Source organism: Kitasatospora sp. NPDC059973 (genome assembly GCF_042737525.1).
Classification (GTDB): domain Bacteria; phylum Actinomycetota; class Actinomycetes; order Streptomycetales; family Streptomycetaceae; genus Kitasatospora.
Map to the genome: position 1 here is coordinate 1 of NZ_JBHWUI010000108.1, position 14460 is coordinate 14460.

Here is a 14460-nt window from a genome sequence, read left to right on the forward strand (position 1 = left end):
GCCCCCGACCGGGGCGCGGCCGGGCCGTCGTCACGGCGTGGCCGGCCGAGGGCGGCGCTCGCGGAGTATCGCGGCGACGTGCTCCGCCTCACCGGGCTTGGCGAAGTACCAGCCCTGCGCGGTGTCGCAGCCGGTGAGCCGCAGCCGTTCGGCCTGCGCCGCGCTCTCGATCCCCTCGGCGGTCACGGTCAGCCCGAGCGTGTGGGCCAACTGCACCATGGCGCCGACGATCTGCTCGTCGGCGTCGCTCCGGCGGGAGCCGGCCCCGGGGAGGCCGGTGCGGCCGGCCGGGTCCGGGTCGCGGAAGCCCTCGATGAAGGTGCCGTCCAGTTTCAGGACGTGCACCGGCAGCCGGGAGAGGTAGGCGAGGTTGGAGTAGCCGGTGCCGAAGTCGTCGATGGCGATCCGGACGCCCATGTCGGCGAGGGCCTGCAGGGACTGCAGCGGCCGCCCGCCGGGGCCGAGCAACGCGCTCTCGGTGATCTCCAGTTGCAGGAGCCGGGCCGGCAGGCCGGAGCTCTCCAGGGCCCGGGCCACGTCGGCGACCACGTCGGAGTCCCAGATCTGACGGGCGGCCAGGTTGACGCTCACGAAGGTCTCGTTGTCCGGGAACTCCGTGAGCCAGCGCCGGGCTTGGCGGCAGGACTCCTCCAGCACCCAGGTGCCCAGCGGCACGATCGCGCCGGACTCCTCGGCGAGCGGGATGAAGCGGTCGGGCGAGAGCGTCCCGTAGCGCGGGTGGCGCCAGCGGACCAGGGCCTCGGCACCGTGCACGGCGCCGTCGGCGAGGCCGACGAGCGGCTGGTACTCGACGGTGAACTCGCCGCGCTCCAGGGCCGGACGGAGCGCGGTGGCGAGCAGCTGACGGGTCAGCTGGTGGGCGCCCCGGTCCGGGTCGTAGAGGGTCCAGCGGGCCCGGCCGTCGGCCTTCGACCAGTACAGCGTGGAGTCGGCGTCCTTGACCAGGTCGGCGGGCGTGGTCTCGTGCACCGACCGCTCGACGACGCCCACGCTGGCGGTGACCGCCAGCCGGTGCCCGGCCACGTCGAAGGGGCGTTCCAGCGCTTCGAGGAGCCGGGTGGCCAGTTCGGTGAGCTGCTCGCTGCCCCGGCTGTCGGCCACCAGGACGGCGAATTCGTCGCCGCCCATCCGGGCGACCAGGTGGGAGCTGTGGTCGGAGACGCCGTGCCGGAGCCGGGCGGCGACCGCGATCAGCAACTGGTCGCCGATGTGGTGGCCGAGGGTCTCGTTGATCGCGGCGAAGCCGTCGAGGTCCAGGTAGCAGACCCCGACCCGATGGCCGTCCGGCCGGTCCGCCGCCGTCTCCGCGGTCTCCGGCGCGGTGATCCCGGCCGTGAGGCAGGCCGCGTCGAGCCGGTCGAAGAAGAAGGTCCGGTTGGGGAGCCGGGTCAGCGGGTCGTGCAGCGCCTGGTACTCCAGGCGGTCGCCGAGCCGGCGCTGTTCGGTGATGTCCTCGACCATGGCGAGCGTGTACTGCGGGCTGCCGGCGCCGTCCCGGATCAGGGAGATGGTCACCTTGCTCCACACCGTGCGGCCCTCGCGGTGCTTGAGCTGCTTCTCCACCCGGACGCGTTCGCGGTCACCGCGGACCAGCTCGGGGAAGAGCCGGTCGGGCATGCCCTCCGGGTCGATGATGTCGTGGATGTGGGTGCGGACCAGGTCGACGACCCCGCAGCCGACCAGGGTGGCGAAGGCCGGGTTGACCTCGATGATCCGGTCGTCGGGGTCGAGCAGGGCCATGCCGATCCCGGCGTCGCAGAAGGCGGCCCGGAACCGGGACTCGCTGGCGCTCAGCGCGGCCAGCAGGCGGTCGGTGCTCCCGGGCGCGGGAGCGGGGGCGGGACCGGCCGGGTCGGCGGGCCGGTGCGTTCCGTCGGCGAGCGGGGCCGAGCAGGTGGGGCAGCGGGCGGCGCCCGGCGCATCGTCGGCGCCCGGCCGCCGTCCTGACCCCGCGTCGGGCGCGCCGTCCGACGGGGCACCGGGTGCCCCGTCGGTGCCCTGGGCCGGGCGGAGGCTCGGAAAGCTGAGGTGGCGGTGCTGGTGCGGTTGTTCGTGCCGCACGCTTGGGTGTGCGTCGGCCCCCTCGTTCTGGCCCGGCACGGCATGCTCCCGTCCGCTGCTGACGCTTGATGCTGGTCAGGCCGGTCACCTGGAACTGCGGTGGCCGGCTCCCGCGCCCTGTCGAGGTCCTCACGGTCCGGTGCGCAACGCTCGCTGTGGAGCGTTCGCGTGGGGGATCCGCGTGAAGAACAGTGCGCTGCGGCCGATCATAGGACGCGGCGGCAACACGCGGTGACCGCCGCCAGGGTGATTTGCCTGCTTTCACGGCATCTGAGGTGGTACATGCAGACGCCCCCGGTACACATCACATGATGTGCGCCAGGGGCGTGTGCTCCACAAGTGCGCCCCGGGCGCTTGTCGAGCGCTGGGAGCGCGCCGCCGGGGAGCGGCGGGCGGCGGTGCGTCAGGCCAGCGTGGCCGTCAGGGTGATGGTCGTCCCGGTCAGGGCCTGGCTCACCGGGCAGTTCGCCTTGGCGTCCTCGGCGGCCTTCACGAAGCCCGCCTCGTCGAGGCCGGGCACCTCGCCGACGACGGTCAGGTGGATGCCGGTGATGCCGGTGCCGGGCTGGAAGGTGACGTCCGCCTTGGTCTGCAGCTTGGTGGGCGGGTTGCCCGCGCCGGTGAGGCCGTGCGAAAGGGCCATCGAGAAGCACGCGGAGTGCGCGCCCGCGATGAGCTCCTCCGGGCTGGTCTTGCCGTTCGGCGTCTCGGCGCGCGCCGGCCAGGAAACCGGGAACTCGCCGATGCCGGACGAGTCGAAGGTCACCAGACCCTTGCCGTCGAGCAGGCTGCCGTCCCATTCGGTGTGCGCGGTGCGAGTGGTTGCCACGATCGGTACCTCCATTACTGGGGGACTGCCGTCCCGTCACTTCCGGTCATGCCGCGCACCAGCCTACGGGCAGGCCGGGGGGCGATCACGGGTAACGCTCCAGGGCGCCGCACCCGCGGGCGGCCGGTCCGCCCGCCGGCCGGCAACGGCCCTGGCCGGGCGGCCGATCCGCGGTCCGGCCACCGGTCCGGCCGCCGTCCGGATCGTGGACGGCTGAGCCAAACGGTGCGGATGCGCGGCGAGTGCCCTGTTAGATTTGCCCGGGCCCGAGCCCCGGCCGACGGACGGTCGGGTGCCCACCCCCAGAGAGCCGCGGAGCCGCCCCGATGACGGATCACCCCACGACCCCCGAGACCGCACCGTCCGACGGGATCGACGACGCCGTCCGGGCCGAGCTGACCAGCCTGCGCGAGAGCATCGACAACATCGACGCCGCGGTGGTCCACATGCTGGCGGAGCGGTTCAAGGCGACCCAGCGGGTCGGCCGGCTCAAGGCCGAGCACAAGCTGCCCCCGGCCGATCCGGCGCGGGAGCGCGACCAGATCCGCCGCCTGCGGGAGCTGGCGGCCGGCGCCCACCTGGACCCGGTGTTCGCGGAGAAGTTCCTCACCTTCATCATCGCCGAGGTCATCCGCCACCACGAGGCCATCGCCCGCGCCTGACCGCACCGGCCCGCGCCGGCCCGCGCTTCCTCGCGTTCCCTCGTGTCCCTCCGCTCCTCCCCACGTTCCGGTCCCCCGCGCCGGGCCGCGTCCCGGGGGCCGGCCGGCCCCCGGCGGGACGGGTCCGCGATGTCTGGCACGGGTAAAAGCGCGATTTCGCGTGGCTTCCCCGGTGGCGTAGCGTGCAGGTTCCCCCAGCCGGAGAGGTGGAGCAGCGACGATGGCGGTGAACCTGCCCGAAACGCACGGCGATGCCGGGAGCGCTCAGGCCCCGGCCGCCGGCCCCGGACGCGGCGCCGACGGTGCTCCCGGTGGCCGGGCGGAAGCCCGCCGGGCGCGGTCGCGCAAGGCGTCGAGGGGCGGCAAGGGGCTCAGGAGCTCGAAGGCCCGCCGGTCCGGGCGCCGTCCGCGGCCCTGGTGGATCGAGATCCCGGTGATGGCCGCGGTCGGGCTGCTGGTCGCGCTGCTGATCAAGACCTGCCTGTTCCAGGTGTTCATGATCCCGTCCGGGTCCATGGAGAACACCCTGCGGATCGGCGACCGGGTCGGCGTGAACAAGCTCGCTCCGCTCACCGGCTGGGAGCCGGAGCCCGGCCAGCCGGTGGTGTTCAAGGACCCGGGCGACTGGCTGCCGCCCCAGCCGACCGACGGGAACCCGGTCACCCGGGCCGTGGGCTCGGTGCTGGGCTTCGTCGGCCTGGTGCCGCCGAAGGACGACAACTACCTGGTCAAGCGGGTCATCGCGACCGGCGGCCAGACCGTGCAGTGCTCCGGCAGCACGCTGACGGTCGACGGGGCGAAGGTGGACGAGCCCTACCTCCACCCCGGCGACGACTCCTGCGCGGGGCTGGACTTCGGTCCGGTGACCGTGCCCCAGGGGTACGTCTGGGTGGAGGGCGACCACCGGAGCGACTCCGCCGACTCGCGCTACCACCAGCGGGGACCGGGCGGTGGCGCCGTACCGGTGGACAACGTGGTCGGGCCGGTGTCGGCCGTCGTGTGGCCGCTCAGTCACCTCGACTGGTTCGGCTGGGTCGGCCGCTGACCGCGGCGGTTCCCCGCTCCCCGTCGTCCGGGGCCCCGGCGGCCCGCGCCAGGCGCTCGCCGAGCGCCGTCGCCCCCGCACCCGTCGGGTCGTCCGCCGGTGCCGCGACCTCCGTCGGTGCCGCGGCGGGGGACGGCTTGCTCGCCTGGGCCGCGAACGCGCCCGCCAGCACCAGCAGGCCGCCGGCCGTCTGGGGCAGGCCCAGGTGCTCGCCGAGCAGGATCCAGGCCAGCACGGTGGCGACGACCGCCTCCAGGTTGGCCACCACCCCGGCGACCGGCGGCGACAGGTGCCGGACGGAGACCACCCCGGTCAGGTAGGCGAGCACGGTCGCGACCAGGACCATCCAGGCGGCCGGGAGCAGTGCGGGCAGCGAGTGCCCGTTCATCACGACCTGCCCGCCGAGCAGCCCCCAGTCGGCCTCCCAGGGGCGGGTGAGGACGGTGAGCACGACCGCGCCGATCAGCAGCCCGAAGGCGCTGACGGCGATCGGGTCGACCGGGCGGTCGCCCCGGCTGCCGGCGTCGGCCAGCACGAAGTAGCCGACCTGGCAGCAGGCCGCCCCGAGGGCGAAGAGCACGCCCAGCGCGTCGAAGCCCAGGCCGTTCCAGACCTCCACCACGCAGGCCAGACCGGCCACGGCCACCCCGGCGCCGACGGCGGCGCCCCGGCTGATCGGCTTGCGCTGGACGAACTTCACGTAGCCGATGAGCAGCGGCGGTCCGAGGTACTCGATCAACAGGGCGACGCCGACCGGGATCCGGGAGATCGCCGCGAAGTAGCAGGCCTGGACGCCGGCGACGGCGAGCAGCCCGAAGCCGATCAGCAGGCCGGGCCGGCGGAGCACGGCGGCCCGGTGGCGGTAGGCCAGCGGGAGCAGGACCACGGCGGCGCCGGTCACCCGGAGCCAGACCACGTGCAGCGGTGAGAGTCCCGCCTCGATCAGCGGCTTGGCGGCGGTGCCGGAGCCGCCGAAGGCGAACGCGGAGACCAGGGCGAGGGAGAGGCCGAGAGTTCTGCCCGGAGCGTGGCCGGTCAGGGGCTTTGAGCTGTGCACCGAGGCATTGTGACAGTCATACCGCCGATTCGGTAAGGCGCCATTTCGTCATTTGGTCCTGCACTGAACTGTGCGCAGTGGCGGGGTCCGCCACGGTGGCCGTCCCGACCGCGGGAACGCGGAACGGGCCCGGAGCGGAGCCGGGTGGCTCCGCTCCGGGCCCGTCGGACGACGCCGCCCGTGGCCGGCCTACTGCCCGGTGCCCGCGCCGGCCCCCGCCGGCGACCCCGCGCCCGTGCCCGAACCGGACCCCGTGCCCGTCCCGGTGCCGCCCGAAGGCTGGGGCGCGGTGGTCGGCCCGGTGGTCGGGGCCGTGGTGGGCCCGGTGGTCGGCTGCGGCGACCGGGTGGGCCGGCCGGTCGGCTGGGAGGTCGGCTGCTGGGTCGGCTGCTGGGTCGGTGCGGTGGTCGCGCCACCGGACCGCGAGCCGTCCTGGTCCGTACCGGCGGAGCCGCCCGGGCCGCCCGGCGTGCCGGTCGGCCCGGAGCCGTTGCCCGCGCCGCCGGTCGTCCCGCCGGTCGCGCCGCTCCCGGGCGTGGCCGGCGGCGAGGCCGACCCGGACGGCGACGGCGAGCTGTCGGCGGTGCCGGCCGTGCCGCTGCCGCCCGACCAGTCCTTGCCCGAGGGCTCGGCGAAGTCGGTGACCGGCTGCCCCTTGAGCGCGGCCTTCATGTAGCTCGTCCAGATCTGCGCGGGGTACTGGCCGCCCGCCGCGCCGTCGATCCCGCCGGTACCGCTGAGGCTGACCTGGGCGCCGCTGCCCGGGTCCTGGCCGAACAGCGCCACCGAGGTCACCAGCTCGGGGGTGTACCCGACGAACCAGACCGACTTCTGGTCGTCCGTCGTCCCGGTCTTGCCGGCCACCGGGCGGCCCAGCGACTTCGCCCGCCAGCCGGTGCCGCCCGGGTCGCCGACGACGCCCTCCAGCATCGAGGTCACCTGGCGGGCGGTCTCCTCGCCGACCGCCTGGGTGGTCTTGTGGGCCGGCAGCGCGAGCGCCTCGCCCTCGCGGTCCACCGACTGCACCAGCCAGGGGGTGATCTGCTTGCCGCCGTTGTCCAGCGTGGCGTACACGCCGGCCATGTCGAGCACGCTCGGGGTGGCGGCGCCGAGCGGGATGGACGGCACCGGGTCGAGCCCGGGGGTGTTGCCGGGCAGGCCGAGCGCGACGGCGGTGTCGCGGACCTTCTGCAGGCCGGTGTCCTGGGCGAGCTGGGCGAACACCGAGTTCACCGACCAGTCGGTGGCCTGCTGCAGGGTGACCTGGCCGTAGCTCTTGTCGCCCTCGTTCGGCGGCGCGTACGGGGTGCCCTTGCCGCCGCGGACCTTGCGCCCGCTGGTGCCGTCGTAGACGGTGCGCGGGGTGACGGTCTGGCCGGACTGGGTCTTGGCGCCGTTCTCCAGGGCCGCCGCCAGGGCGATCGCCTTGAAGGTGGACCCGGCCTGGTAGTCCCGGCGGGTGGCGTTGTCCACGTAGTGCTTGGTGTAGTCGACGCCGCCGTAGAGGGCGACCACGGCACCGGTCCTCGGGTCGACGGAGACGGCGCCGGCCTGGGCGTTCGCGTCCTTCTTCCGCTTGTCCGGGTCGAGGGTGTCGTGCAGCTGCGCCTGGACCGAGTCCTGGAGGGCCTGCTGGCGCGCCGGGTCGACGCTCAGCTTGATGGTGTAGCCGCCCTTGGCCAGCTCGGACTCGGTGATGACGTTGTTGGCGGTGAGGTACTCGGTCGCCGCGTTGACCAGGTAGCCGGCCTGACCGGAGAGGCCGAGCTGGGCCTGCGGGCCCTTGACGTCGGGGAAGGCGGTGGCGGCCCGCTCCTCGGCGGACAGCCAGCCCTCCTTCACCATGCCGTCCAGGACGTAGTTCCAGCGGTTGACCGCGTTCTGCTTGCCGGCCGGGGTGGCGGTGGCCACGTCGTAGGCGCTCGGGGCGTTCAGCAGGGCGGCCAGGTAGGCGCCCTGCGCCGGGTCGAGCGCGGCGGCGTCGACACCGAAGTACTGCTGGGCGGCGGCCTGGATCCCGTAGGCGCCGCGCCCGTAGTACGAGGTGTTGAGGTAGCCGGACAGGACGGCGTCCTTGGTCTCGGTGGCGTCCACCTTGATCGCTATGAAGAGTTCCTTCACCTTCCGGGTGACGGACTGCTTCTGGTTCAGGTAGGTGTTCTTCACGTACTGCTGGGTGATCGTCGAGCCGCCCTGGGTGCCCTCGCCCTTGGCCGTGTTGACGGCGGCGCGGACCAGACCGGACACGTTGACGGCGCCCTCGTGGTAGAAGTTGCGGTCCTCGGCGGCCAGCGCGGCGTGCTGGGCGGCGGGGGAGACCTTGTCCAGGCCGACGTTCTGCCGGTTGGTCTGGCCGGTCCGGGCGACCACCGAGCCGTCCTGGTAGAGCCAGGTGTTGCTCTGGGCGGTCGCGGCGGCGTGCGCGTCCGGCACCTTCACCAGGGCGATGCCCAGGGCGAACAGGCCGACGCCGAGCAGCAGCGCGGCCGCGAGGCCGAGCAGGCTCATCCGCCAGGTCGGGATCAGCCGGCGCCAGCCGGTGCGCTTCGGGCGGCGCGGCCTGCGGCCGCCGGCCGGACCCTCCGGGGAGCGCTTCAGGCGCTCCACCGGGCGGAGCCCGAGGGACGGCGTGCGTCGGCCGCTCCGGGTGTTTGGGGACAAAGCGGCAGCCTTTCCTGCGGGCGAACCGTGCGGCCAGCACAAAACGGGAATGTCGACGGTTGGGGACCTTTGCCCCGTTTCCGGTGTACAGCCCAGGACGTGCCGAGCGGGCCGGTTGGCTCCGCCGAAGCGGCAAGCGAGACCGACATCACACGCAAAACGGACGCCGAAGGGCAAAAAATCAGGGAGCCTCTCGCGACTGCGAGAGGCTCCCCAAGTGTCTGTGCGCCGCCAGGGACTCGAACCCCGGACCCGCTGATTAAGAGTCAGCTGCTCTAACCAACTGAGCTAGCGGCGCCTGCTGACCTGGAGAACAATACACGGTCCGGCCGGGTGCCCCGAACCACCGGGGGCGAAGGGCCCGTCCCCCCCCCGGCACGGCGCCCGTTTCCGCCCGGTTGGGGCGGAGTTCGTGCCCGGTTAGGGTGGGAACGTGCCCAGCTCCTACCCCGGCCGCCGGGGGACACGGCTCGCCGTCGCCGCCATGCTGCTCCGGCCGAGGGGCGAGGGGGTGGAACCGCGATGACCGGACCGGGGGCGCACGGCTCCGCGATGTTCCTGCGGATCGACGGGACGCCCCTGCACGTGCGCGCCGAGGGCGGCGGACCGGTCTGCCTGCTCACCGGGGGGCTGGGCAGCAGCTGGTTCGACTGGGACCTCGTGGTGCCCTTCCTCACCCCCTACCGGACGGTGGTCCGCTTCGACCGGCCCGGGTACGGGCTGAGCGCCTCCGAGCCCGCCACCCGGCCCGCCCCGACGGCGGCGGGGGAGGCGGCCCGCATCCGGGGCGTGCTGGACGCGCTCGGACTGCGCGAGTCGTGCACGGTGGCGGGTCACTCGCTGGCGGGGTTCCACGTCGAGGCCTTCGCGCGGCTCCACCCGGGCCGGACGGCCGGGCTGGTCCTGCTGGACGGCAGCGTCGAGCCGGACCCGCGGCCGCTGCCGGCCCCGGGGCTGCGCGACCTGGCGGCCCGCGCGGTCGCGGGCGCGGCCACGGCCGTCGCGGCGCCGTACCTGCTCGGGCCCACCGTGCGCGGGCTGGTCGCCCGGGCGACCACCGTCCGCCACGAGGACCTCGCCCCGGCGCCGCTGGTCCGGCACTGCTACCGGACCGGGCGCGCCCTGCGCGCCCTGCTCCGGGAGAACGCGCGCTACCTCGACATGGCCGCCGAACTGGACGAACTGCGGGGCACCGCACCGCTGCCGCCCGGACTGCCGGTCACCGTGCTCGCCGCCGACGACGGGTGCCGCGGCAGCCGTACCCGGGACTGGCTGGCCGCGCAGCGCGGTCTCGCCGCGCTGCTCGGGGGCGACTTCCGCAGCACGGCCCCGGCCGGGCACCTGCTGATGTTCGACCGCCCGGACGCGGTGGCCTCGGCGATCCTGGACACCCGCTGAGCCCCGCTCCGGAGCCTCCCGGCGCAGGCCCCGGAAACGCCTCAGGCCGCCCACCGGAGTGGACGGCCTGAGACCTTGCCATGTGCGCCGCCAGGGACTCGAACCCCGGACCCGCTGATTAAGAGTCAGCTGCTCTAACCAACTGAGCTAGCGGCGCCTGCTGACCCGCAAGACATTACACGGAGTCCGGCCGATCTGCCGAATCGAGACGATCCGGTCACGCCCCGTGACGGTCGGCGCCGCCGGGCTGCCACTACTCCGGGTAGTGGCAGGCCGCCTGGTGGTCCAGGTCCGGTGCGGGGCCGGTCAGCGGCGGGGCCTCGGTCTCGCAGCGGGTGCGCGCCCCGGCTTCGAGCCCGGCGTAGACGGGGCAGCGGGTGCGGAACGGGCAGCCGGTGCGCCGCGCGGTCGGCGAGGGCGGGTCGCCGGCCAGCAGGATGCGGCTGCGGGCCCGCTCGGCGGCCGGGTCCGGCAGTGGCACGGCGGAGAGCAGCGCCCGGGTGTACGGGTGCCGGGGCCGCTCGAAGACGGCGGAGACCTCGCCCTGTTCGACGGTCCGCCCGAGGTACATCACGCTCACCCGGTCCGCGAGGTGCCGGATCACCGACAGGTCGTGCGAGACGAAGAGGTAGGACAGGCCCAGTTCGGCCTTGAGCGACTGGAGCAGGTTGAGCACCCCGGCCTGGATGGAGACGTCCAGCGCGGAGACCGGTTCGTCCAGCACCAGCAGCTTCGGCCGGACGGCCAGGGCCCGGGCGATCGAGATCCGCTGGCGCTGGCCGCCGGAGAACTGGTGCGGGTAGCGGACGGCGTGCGCCGGGTCCAGGCCGACCTGCCGCAGCAGTCCGGGCACCCGGCGGCCGATCTCCGCACGGTCGGTGCCCTGGGCCCGCAGCGGTTCGGCGACGATGTCACCGATCGGCATCCGGGGGTCGAGGCTGGCCATCGGGTCCTGGAAGACGATCTGCAGGTGGGACCGCATCCGGTGGGCGGCCGAGCGGGAGAGCCCGGCGGTGTCCTGCCCGAGCAGCTCGATCCGGCCCGACTCCGGCCTCGCGAGCCGCAGCAGCTCGAACAGGGTGGTGGACTTCCCGGAGCCGGACTCGCCGACCAGGCCGAGCGTCTCGCCCTGCCGGATGTCCAGCTCCACCCCGTCCACGGCGTAGACCTCGCCGATCCGGCGCTTGAAGACGGTGCCCTTGAGCAGCGGGAACGTCTTGGTGAGGCCGCTGACGGAGAGCACCGCCGGGCGCTCCCCGCGCGGCCCGGGCACGGCGGCCGCGGCCGGTGGCACCGGCGGTACGGGGTAGACCTCGGCGGGCGCGGGCCGGCGTTCGGCCAGTTCCCCGGCCCGCACGCAGGCGGCCAGGTGCGCCTCCTCGGCACTCCCGCCGGACGCCGCCGGTCCGCCCAGGCCCGGTTCCGCCGTCCGGCACCGCTCCTCGACCAGCGGGCAGCGCGCGGCGAACGGGCAGCCGGGCGGCAGTTCGGCCATCGGCGCGGGGGCGCCGGGGATCGGCACCAGCGGTCCGCCCCGGCCGTCCAGCCTCGGCACCGCGCCGATCAGGCCCAGCGTGTAGGGGTGGCGGGGCGCGGTGAAGAGTTCGTCCACGCCGGCCGTCTCGACCACCCGGCCCGCGTACATCACGGCGACCCGGTCGGCCATCCCGGCGATCACCCCGAGGTCGTGGCTGACCAGGACGAGCGCGGCGCCGGTCTCGCGCTGGGCGGTGCGCAGGACGTCGAGCACCTGGGCCTGGATGGTGACGTCCAGGGCGGTGGTGGGCTCGTCGGCGAGCAGGATGTCGGGGTCGTTGGCGATGGCCATGGCGATCATCGCGCGCTGGCGCATCCCGCCGGAGAACTCGTGCGGGAAGCTGTCCAGCGCGCGGTCCGGGGCCGGGATGCCGACCAGGTCGAGCAGTTCGGCGGCCCGTTCGCGGGCGGCCTGCTTGTCGAGGCGCTGGTGGATCCGGAGCGCCTCGACGATCTGGTCGCCGATCCGGTAGACGGGAGTGAAGGCGGAGAGCGGGTCCTGGAAGACCATGGCGACCCGGCTGCCGCGGATGGCGGCGAGCTCACGGCCGGGCAGGCCGACCAGCTCCCTGCCTTCCAGGGCCACCGAGCCCCGGACCCGGGCGGTGCTCGGCAGCAGTCCGAGCACGGCCAGGGCGGTCACCGACTTGCCGGAGCCGGACTCGCCGACGATGCCCAGGGTCTCGCCGCGGCGCAGGCTGAGGTCGACGCCGCGGACGGCGGGGACGGTGGCGCCGCGCGGTCCGGTGAAGTCGACCCGCAGGTCGCGGACGGCCAGCAGCGGGGTCTCGACGGTGGTGGTCACGTTCTTCCGCGCTTCCTACGAGTCCTACGAGGGGTACGGGCGACCTCGGTGGTCGGGTCGAGGGCGTCGCGCAGCCCGTCCCCGATCAGGTTGACGGCCAGGACGAAGAGCACCAGCAGCCCGGCGGCGAAGTAGAACAGCCAGGGGAACACCGGGGCGTCGCTGGTCCCGGCGGCGAGCAGGGTGCCGAGCGAGACGTCGGGGGCCTTCACGCCGAAGCCGAAGTAGGAGAGCGCGGTCTCGCTCATCACGGCGCCGCCGACCGCGATGGTGGCGTCGATGATGAGGAAGGAGGCGACGTTCGGCAGGACGTGCCGGGTGATGACGCGCAACGGCCGCACCCCCATGAACTGTGCGGCGCGGACGAATTCGCGCTCGCGCAGCGAGATGGTCATCGAGCGGACCACCCGGGCGGTGATCATCCAGTTGAAGAGGGCGAGCAGCAGCACGAAGGCGAGCCAGCCGGTGCCCTTCAGCCGGGGCGAGATGATGGTGATGATCAGGAAGCTGGGGAAGACCAGCATCAGGTCGACCAGGAACATCAGCACCCGGTCGGTCCAGCCGCCGAAGTACCCGGCGCAGGCGCCGACCAGGGAGGCCAGCACGGTCGAGAAGAGCGCCACCAGCAGGCCGATCACCAGGGACTTCTGCAGTCCGCGGACGGTCTGCGCGAAGACGTCCTGGCCGACCCCGTTGGTGCCGAACCAGTGGCTGCCGGAGGGGGGTTGGCGCAGGGCGGTGTAGTCGGGGGTGGCGTAGTCCCAGGGGGTGAGGTACTGGCCGCCGAAGGCGAGCGCGAACAGCAGCAGGACGACGACGGTGCCGGCCACCGCCCAGCGGGCGGCGAGCAGCCGGGCCAGGACGAGCCGGCCGCGGCCGGGCGCCGCGGGGGCGCCGACGGGCGGGGCGGCGACGCCCGGTGCGGCCGCGACGGCGGGTAGGTCGAGCGCGCCCGGGGCGCCCGCGACGAGCGGCAGCACGGGTGCGGCCGCTGCGGCGGGTGCGGCGGGCGGAGCGGGTACGGCGGAACCGGTGGGCCGGGCGGGCTCGGCGGGCTCGGCGGGTTCCGTGGTGACGGCGGTCATGGCGGCTCTCCTCCGGTCAGGACCGCACGCGCGGGTCGAGGGCGGCGTGCAGGGTGTCGGCGAGGAAGCCGGAGGCGAGCACCACCACCGCGGCGAACAGGTTCACGGCGACGACCGAGTTGACGTCCTGTTCGTTGATGGACTGGATGAACCACTCGCCCATCCCGTGCCAGCCGAAGATGGTCTCGGTGAAGGCGGCGCCGGTGAAGATGCCCAGGAAGCTGTAGGCGAACATCGTCGACATCGGGATCACCGCCGTCCGCAGCCCGTGCTTGACCAGGGCGCGGCCGCGGGTGAGGCCCTTGGCCTCGGCGGTGCGCAGGTAGTCGGAGCCGAGCACGTCGAGCATGGTGCCGCGCTGGTAGCGGCTGTAGGTGGCGAGGCCGCCGAGCGCCAGCGAGAGGGTGGGCAGCAGCAGGTGCAGCGCCCAGTCGCCGAGGTGGGCGCCGATCCCGCCGGCCAGCCCGGGGGTCTCGTAGCCGGTGAAGGGGATCACCTCGTGGCCGGCGACGTCCTTGGCGGCGATGGCGCCGTTCTTGAGGAAGAGCGCGACCAGGAAGACCGGGGTGGAGAGCATCACGAAGGAGAAGACGGTGAGCAGCCGGTCGGATATCCGGTACTGGCGCACCGCGCTCCAGGCCCCGGCGGCCACGCCCAGGGCCATCCCGAGCAGGCTGCCGATGAGCAGCAGGCGCAGGGACACCCAGATCCGCCGGCCGAAGTCGTCCGCCACCGGGGTGTCGTGGATGGTGCGCCCGAGGTCCCCGTGGAGCAGGTCGCCGGCCCAGCGGCCGAAGCGCTCGACGACGGGGGTGCGGTCGTTCAGGTTGAGGTCGGTGAGCTGGCGCTCGACCGAGGCGGCGGCCGGTCGCGGCACCTTGGCCTCGAAGTAGGCGCGCGGCTGGAGGGCGGCGGCGGACAGCGCGTACGCCAGGAACACGGCGGCTATCAGCAGCACCGCGTAGTAGCTGAGCCGCTTCGCCAGGTAGCGGAGCATCAGCGGCCGCCCGGGGTGGGGGCGGGGCCGACGCGTGGGGTGGGCATCGGTGGGTGGCCTTCGGTCGGTGGCCCTGGTGGAGCCGTCGGGGAATGTCCAGGTCAGGAGTGTTGCACCGGCTCAAGGCCGGGGTGTTGCGGCAGTGTTGCCGCCCGTTTCGTTTGGATCAGGTGTGAACTCCGCCCCCTGGTACTCGTGCTGATCGGCTGTTACGTTCGCTCCGCCGGCACCGACTTGGCTGCCCACGCTCAAGCTTCGCCACACCTCGCGACGCTCAACCCTCACCAACCTGATGGATTTCAC

The 14460-nt window shown here is 74.0% G+C and carries 10 protein-coding genes and 2 tRNA genes; 3 read left to right on the forward strand and 9 right to left on the reverse strand.

Translation table 11 applies throughout. The features are described from left to right. Positions 1 to 30: 30 nt before the first annotated feature. Both ACFWA9_RS26170 and ACFWA9_RS26175 read right to left on the reverse strand, forming a co-directional pair. Positions 31 to 2082 (reverse strand): putative bifunctional diguanylate cyclase/phosphodiesterase, encoded by a 2052-nt coding sequence (locus tag ACFWA9_RS26170; RefSeq protein ID WP_380390145.1) that lies wholly within the window; start codon positions 2080 to 2082, stop codon positions 31 to 33. Positions 2083 to 2485: 403 nt separating this feature from the next. After that, complete coding sequence (locus ACFWA9_RS26175) at positions 2486 to 2911, reverse strand: OsmC family peroxiredoxin (RefSeq protein WP_352295645.1); 426 nt, start codon at positions 2909 to 2911, stop codon at positions 2486 to 2488. Between the two features lie 326 nt (positions 2912 to 3237). On the opposite strand from ACFWA9_RS26175, the gene ACFWA9_RS26180 reads away from it, so the two are divergent. Together ACFWA9_RS26180 and lepB are read left to right on the forward strand one after the other, a co-directional pair. After that, complete coding sequence (locus ACFWA9_RS26180; protein ID WP_380390147.1) at positions 3238 to 3573, forward strand: chorismate mutase; 336 nt, start codon at positions 3238 to 3240, stop codon at positions 3571 to 3573. A 436-nt stretch (positions 3574 to 4009) separates the two neighbouring features. After that, positions 4010 to 4618, forward strand: coding sequence for a signal peptidase I (gene lepB, locus ACFWA9_RS26185; RefSeq protein WP_380390149.1), 609 nt, complete (start codon positions 4010 to 4012; stop codon positions 4616 to 4618). Here lepB and ACFWA9_RS26190 read toward each other — a convergent pair. The 3 genes from ACFWA9_RS26190 to ACFWA9_RS26200 form a co-directional block, all read right to left on the reverse strand. Next, a complete protein-coding gene (locus tag ACFWA9_RS26190) occupies positions 4581 to 5675 on the reverse strand; it encodes a DMT family transporter (RefSeq protein WP_380390151.1) in 1095 nt (364 codons plus the stop codon). The genes lepB and ACFWA9_RS26190 overlap by 38 nt on opposite strands. A 189-nt stretch (positions 5676 to 5864) precedes the next feature. Next, entirely contained in the window at positions 5865 to 8282 is a 2418-nt protein-coding gene (locus tag ACFWA9_RS26195) for a transglycosylase domain-containing protein (RefSeq protein ID WP_352295639.1), read from the reverse strand. 278 nt (positions 8283 to 8560) lie between these two features. Then, positions 8561 to 8634, reverse strand: a tRNA-Lys gene (locus ACFWA9_RS26200). A gap of 224 nt (positions 8635 to 8858) precedes the next feature. Here ACFWA9_RS26200 and ACFWA9_RS26205 point away from each other — a divergent pair. Beyond that, positions 8859 to 9734: an alpha/beta fold hydrolase gene (locus ACFWA9_RS26205; protein WP_380390153.1), complete on the forward strand. Its 876-nt coding sequence runs from the start codon at positions 8859 to 8861 to the stop codon at positions 9732 to 9734. 83 nt (positions 9735 to 9817) lie between these two features. On the opposite strand, the gene ACFWA9_RS26210 is transcribed toward ACFWA9_RS26205, so the two are convergent. From ACFWA9_RS26210 to ACFWA9_RS26225, 4 genes are all read right to left on the reverse strand, one after another. Further along, positions 9818 to 9891, reverse strand: a tRNA-Lys gene (locus ACFWA9_RS26210). Positions 9892 to 9987: 96 nt separating this feature from the next. Continuing rightward, the gene (locus ACFWA9_RS26215; RefSeq protein WP_380390155.1) at positions 9988 to 12075 is read right to left on the reverse strand and encodes a dipeptide ABC transporter ATP-binding protein; all 2088 of its coding nucleotides are present in this window, start codon (positions 12073 to 12075) and stop codon (positions 9988 to 9990) included. Next, complete coding sequence (locus ACFWA9_RS26220; protein ID WP_380390157.1) at positions 12072 to 13160, reverse strand: ABC transporter permease; 1089 nt, start codon at positions 13158 to 13160, stop codon at positions 12072 to 12074. The genes ACFWA9_RS26215 and ACFWA9_RS26220 overlap by 4 nt, the downstream gene beginning before the upstream one ends. Before the next feature lie 16 nt (positions 13161 to 13176). Further along, positions 13177 to 14157, reverse strand: coding sequence for an ABC transporter permease (locus tag ACFWA9_RS26225; RefSeq protein ID WP_329487777.1), 981 nt, complete (start codon positions 14155 to 14157; stop codon positions 13177 to 13179). Positions 14158 to 14460: the final 303 nt, after the last annotated feature.

Excerpts from the sequence above, each read along its gene's own strand:
- ACFWA9_RS26220 (WP_380390157.1), bottom strand. The coding sequence starts at position 13,160 with ATGACCGCCGTCACCACGGAACCCGCCGAGCCCGCCGAGCCCGCCCGG.
- ACFWA9_RS26180 (WP_380390147.1), top strand. The coding sequence starts at position 3,238 with ATGACGGATCACCCCACGACCCCCGAGACCGCACCGTCCGACGGGATC.
- ACFWA9_RS26205 (WP_380390153.1), top strand. The coding sequence starts at position 8,859 with ATGACCGGACCGGGGGCGCACGGCTCCGCGATGTTCCTGCGGATCGAC.
- ACFWA9_RS26225 (WP_329487777.1), bottom strand. The coding sequence starts at position 14,157 with ATGCTCCGCTACCTGGCGAAGCGGCTCAGCTACTACGCGGTGCTGCTG.
- lepB (WP_380390149.1), top strand. The coding sequence starts at position 4,010 with ATGGCCGCGGTCGGGCTGCTGGTCGCGCTGCTGATCAAGACCTGCCTG.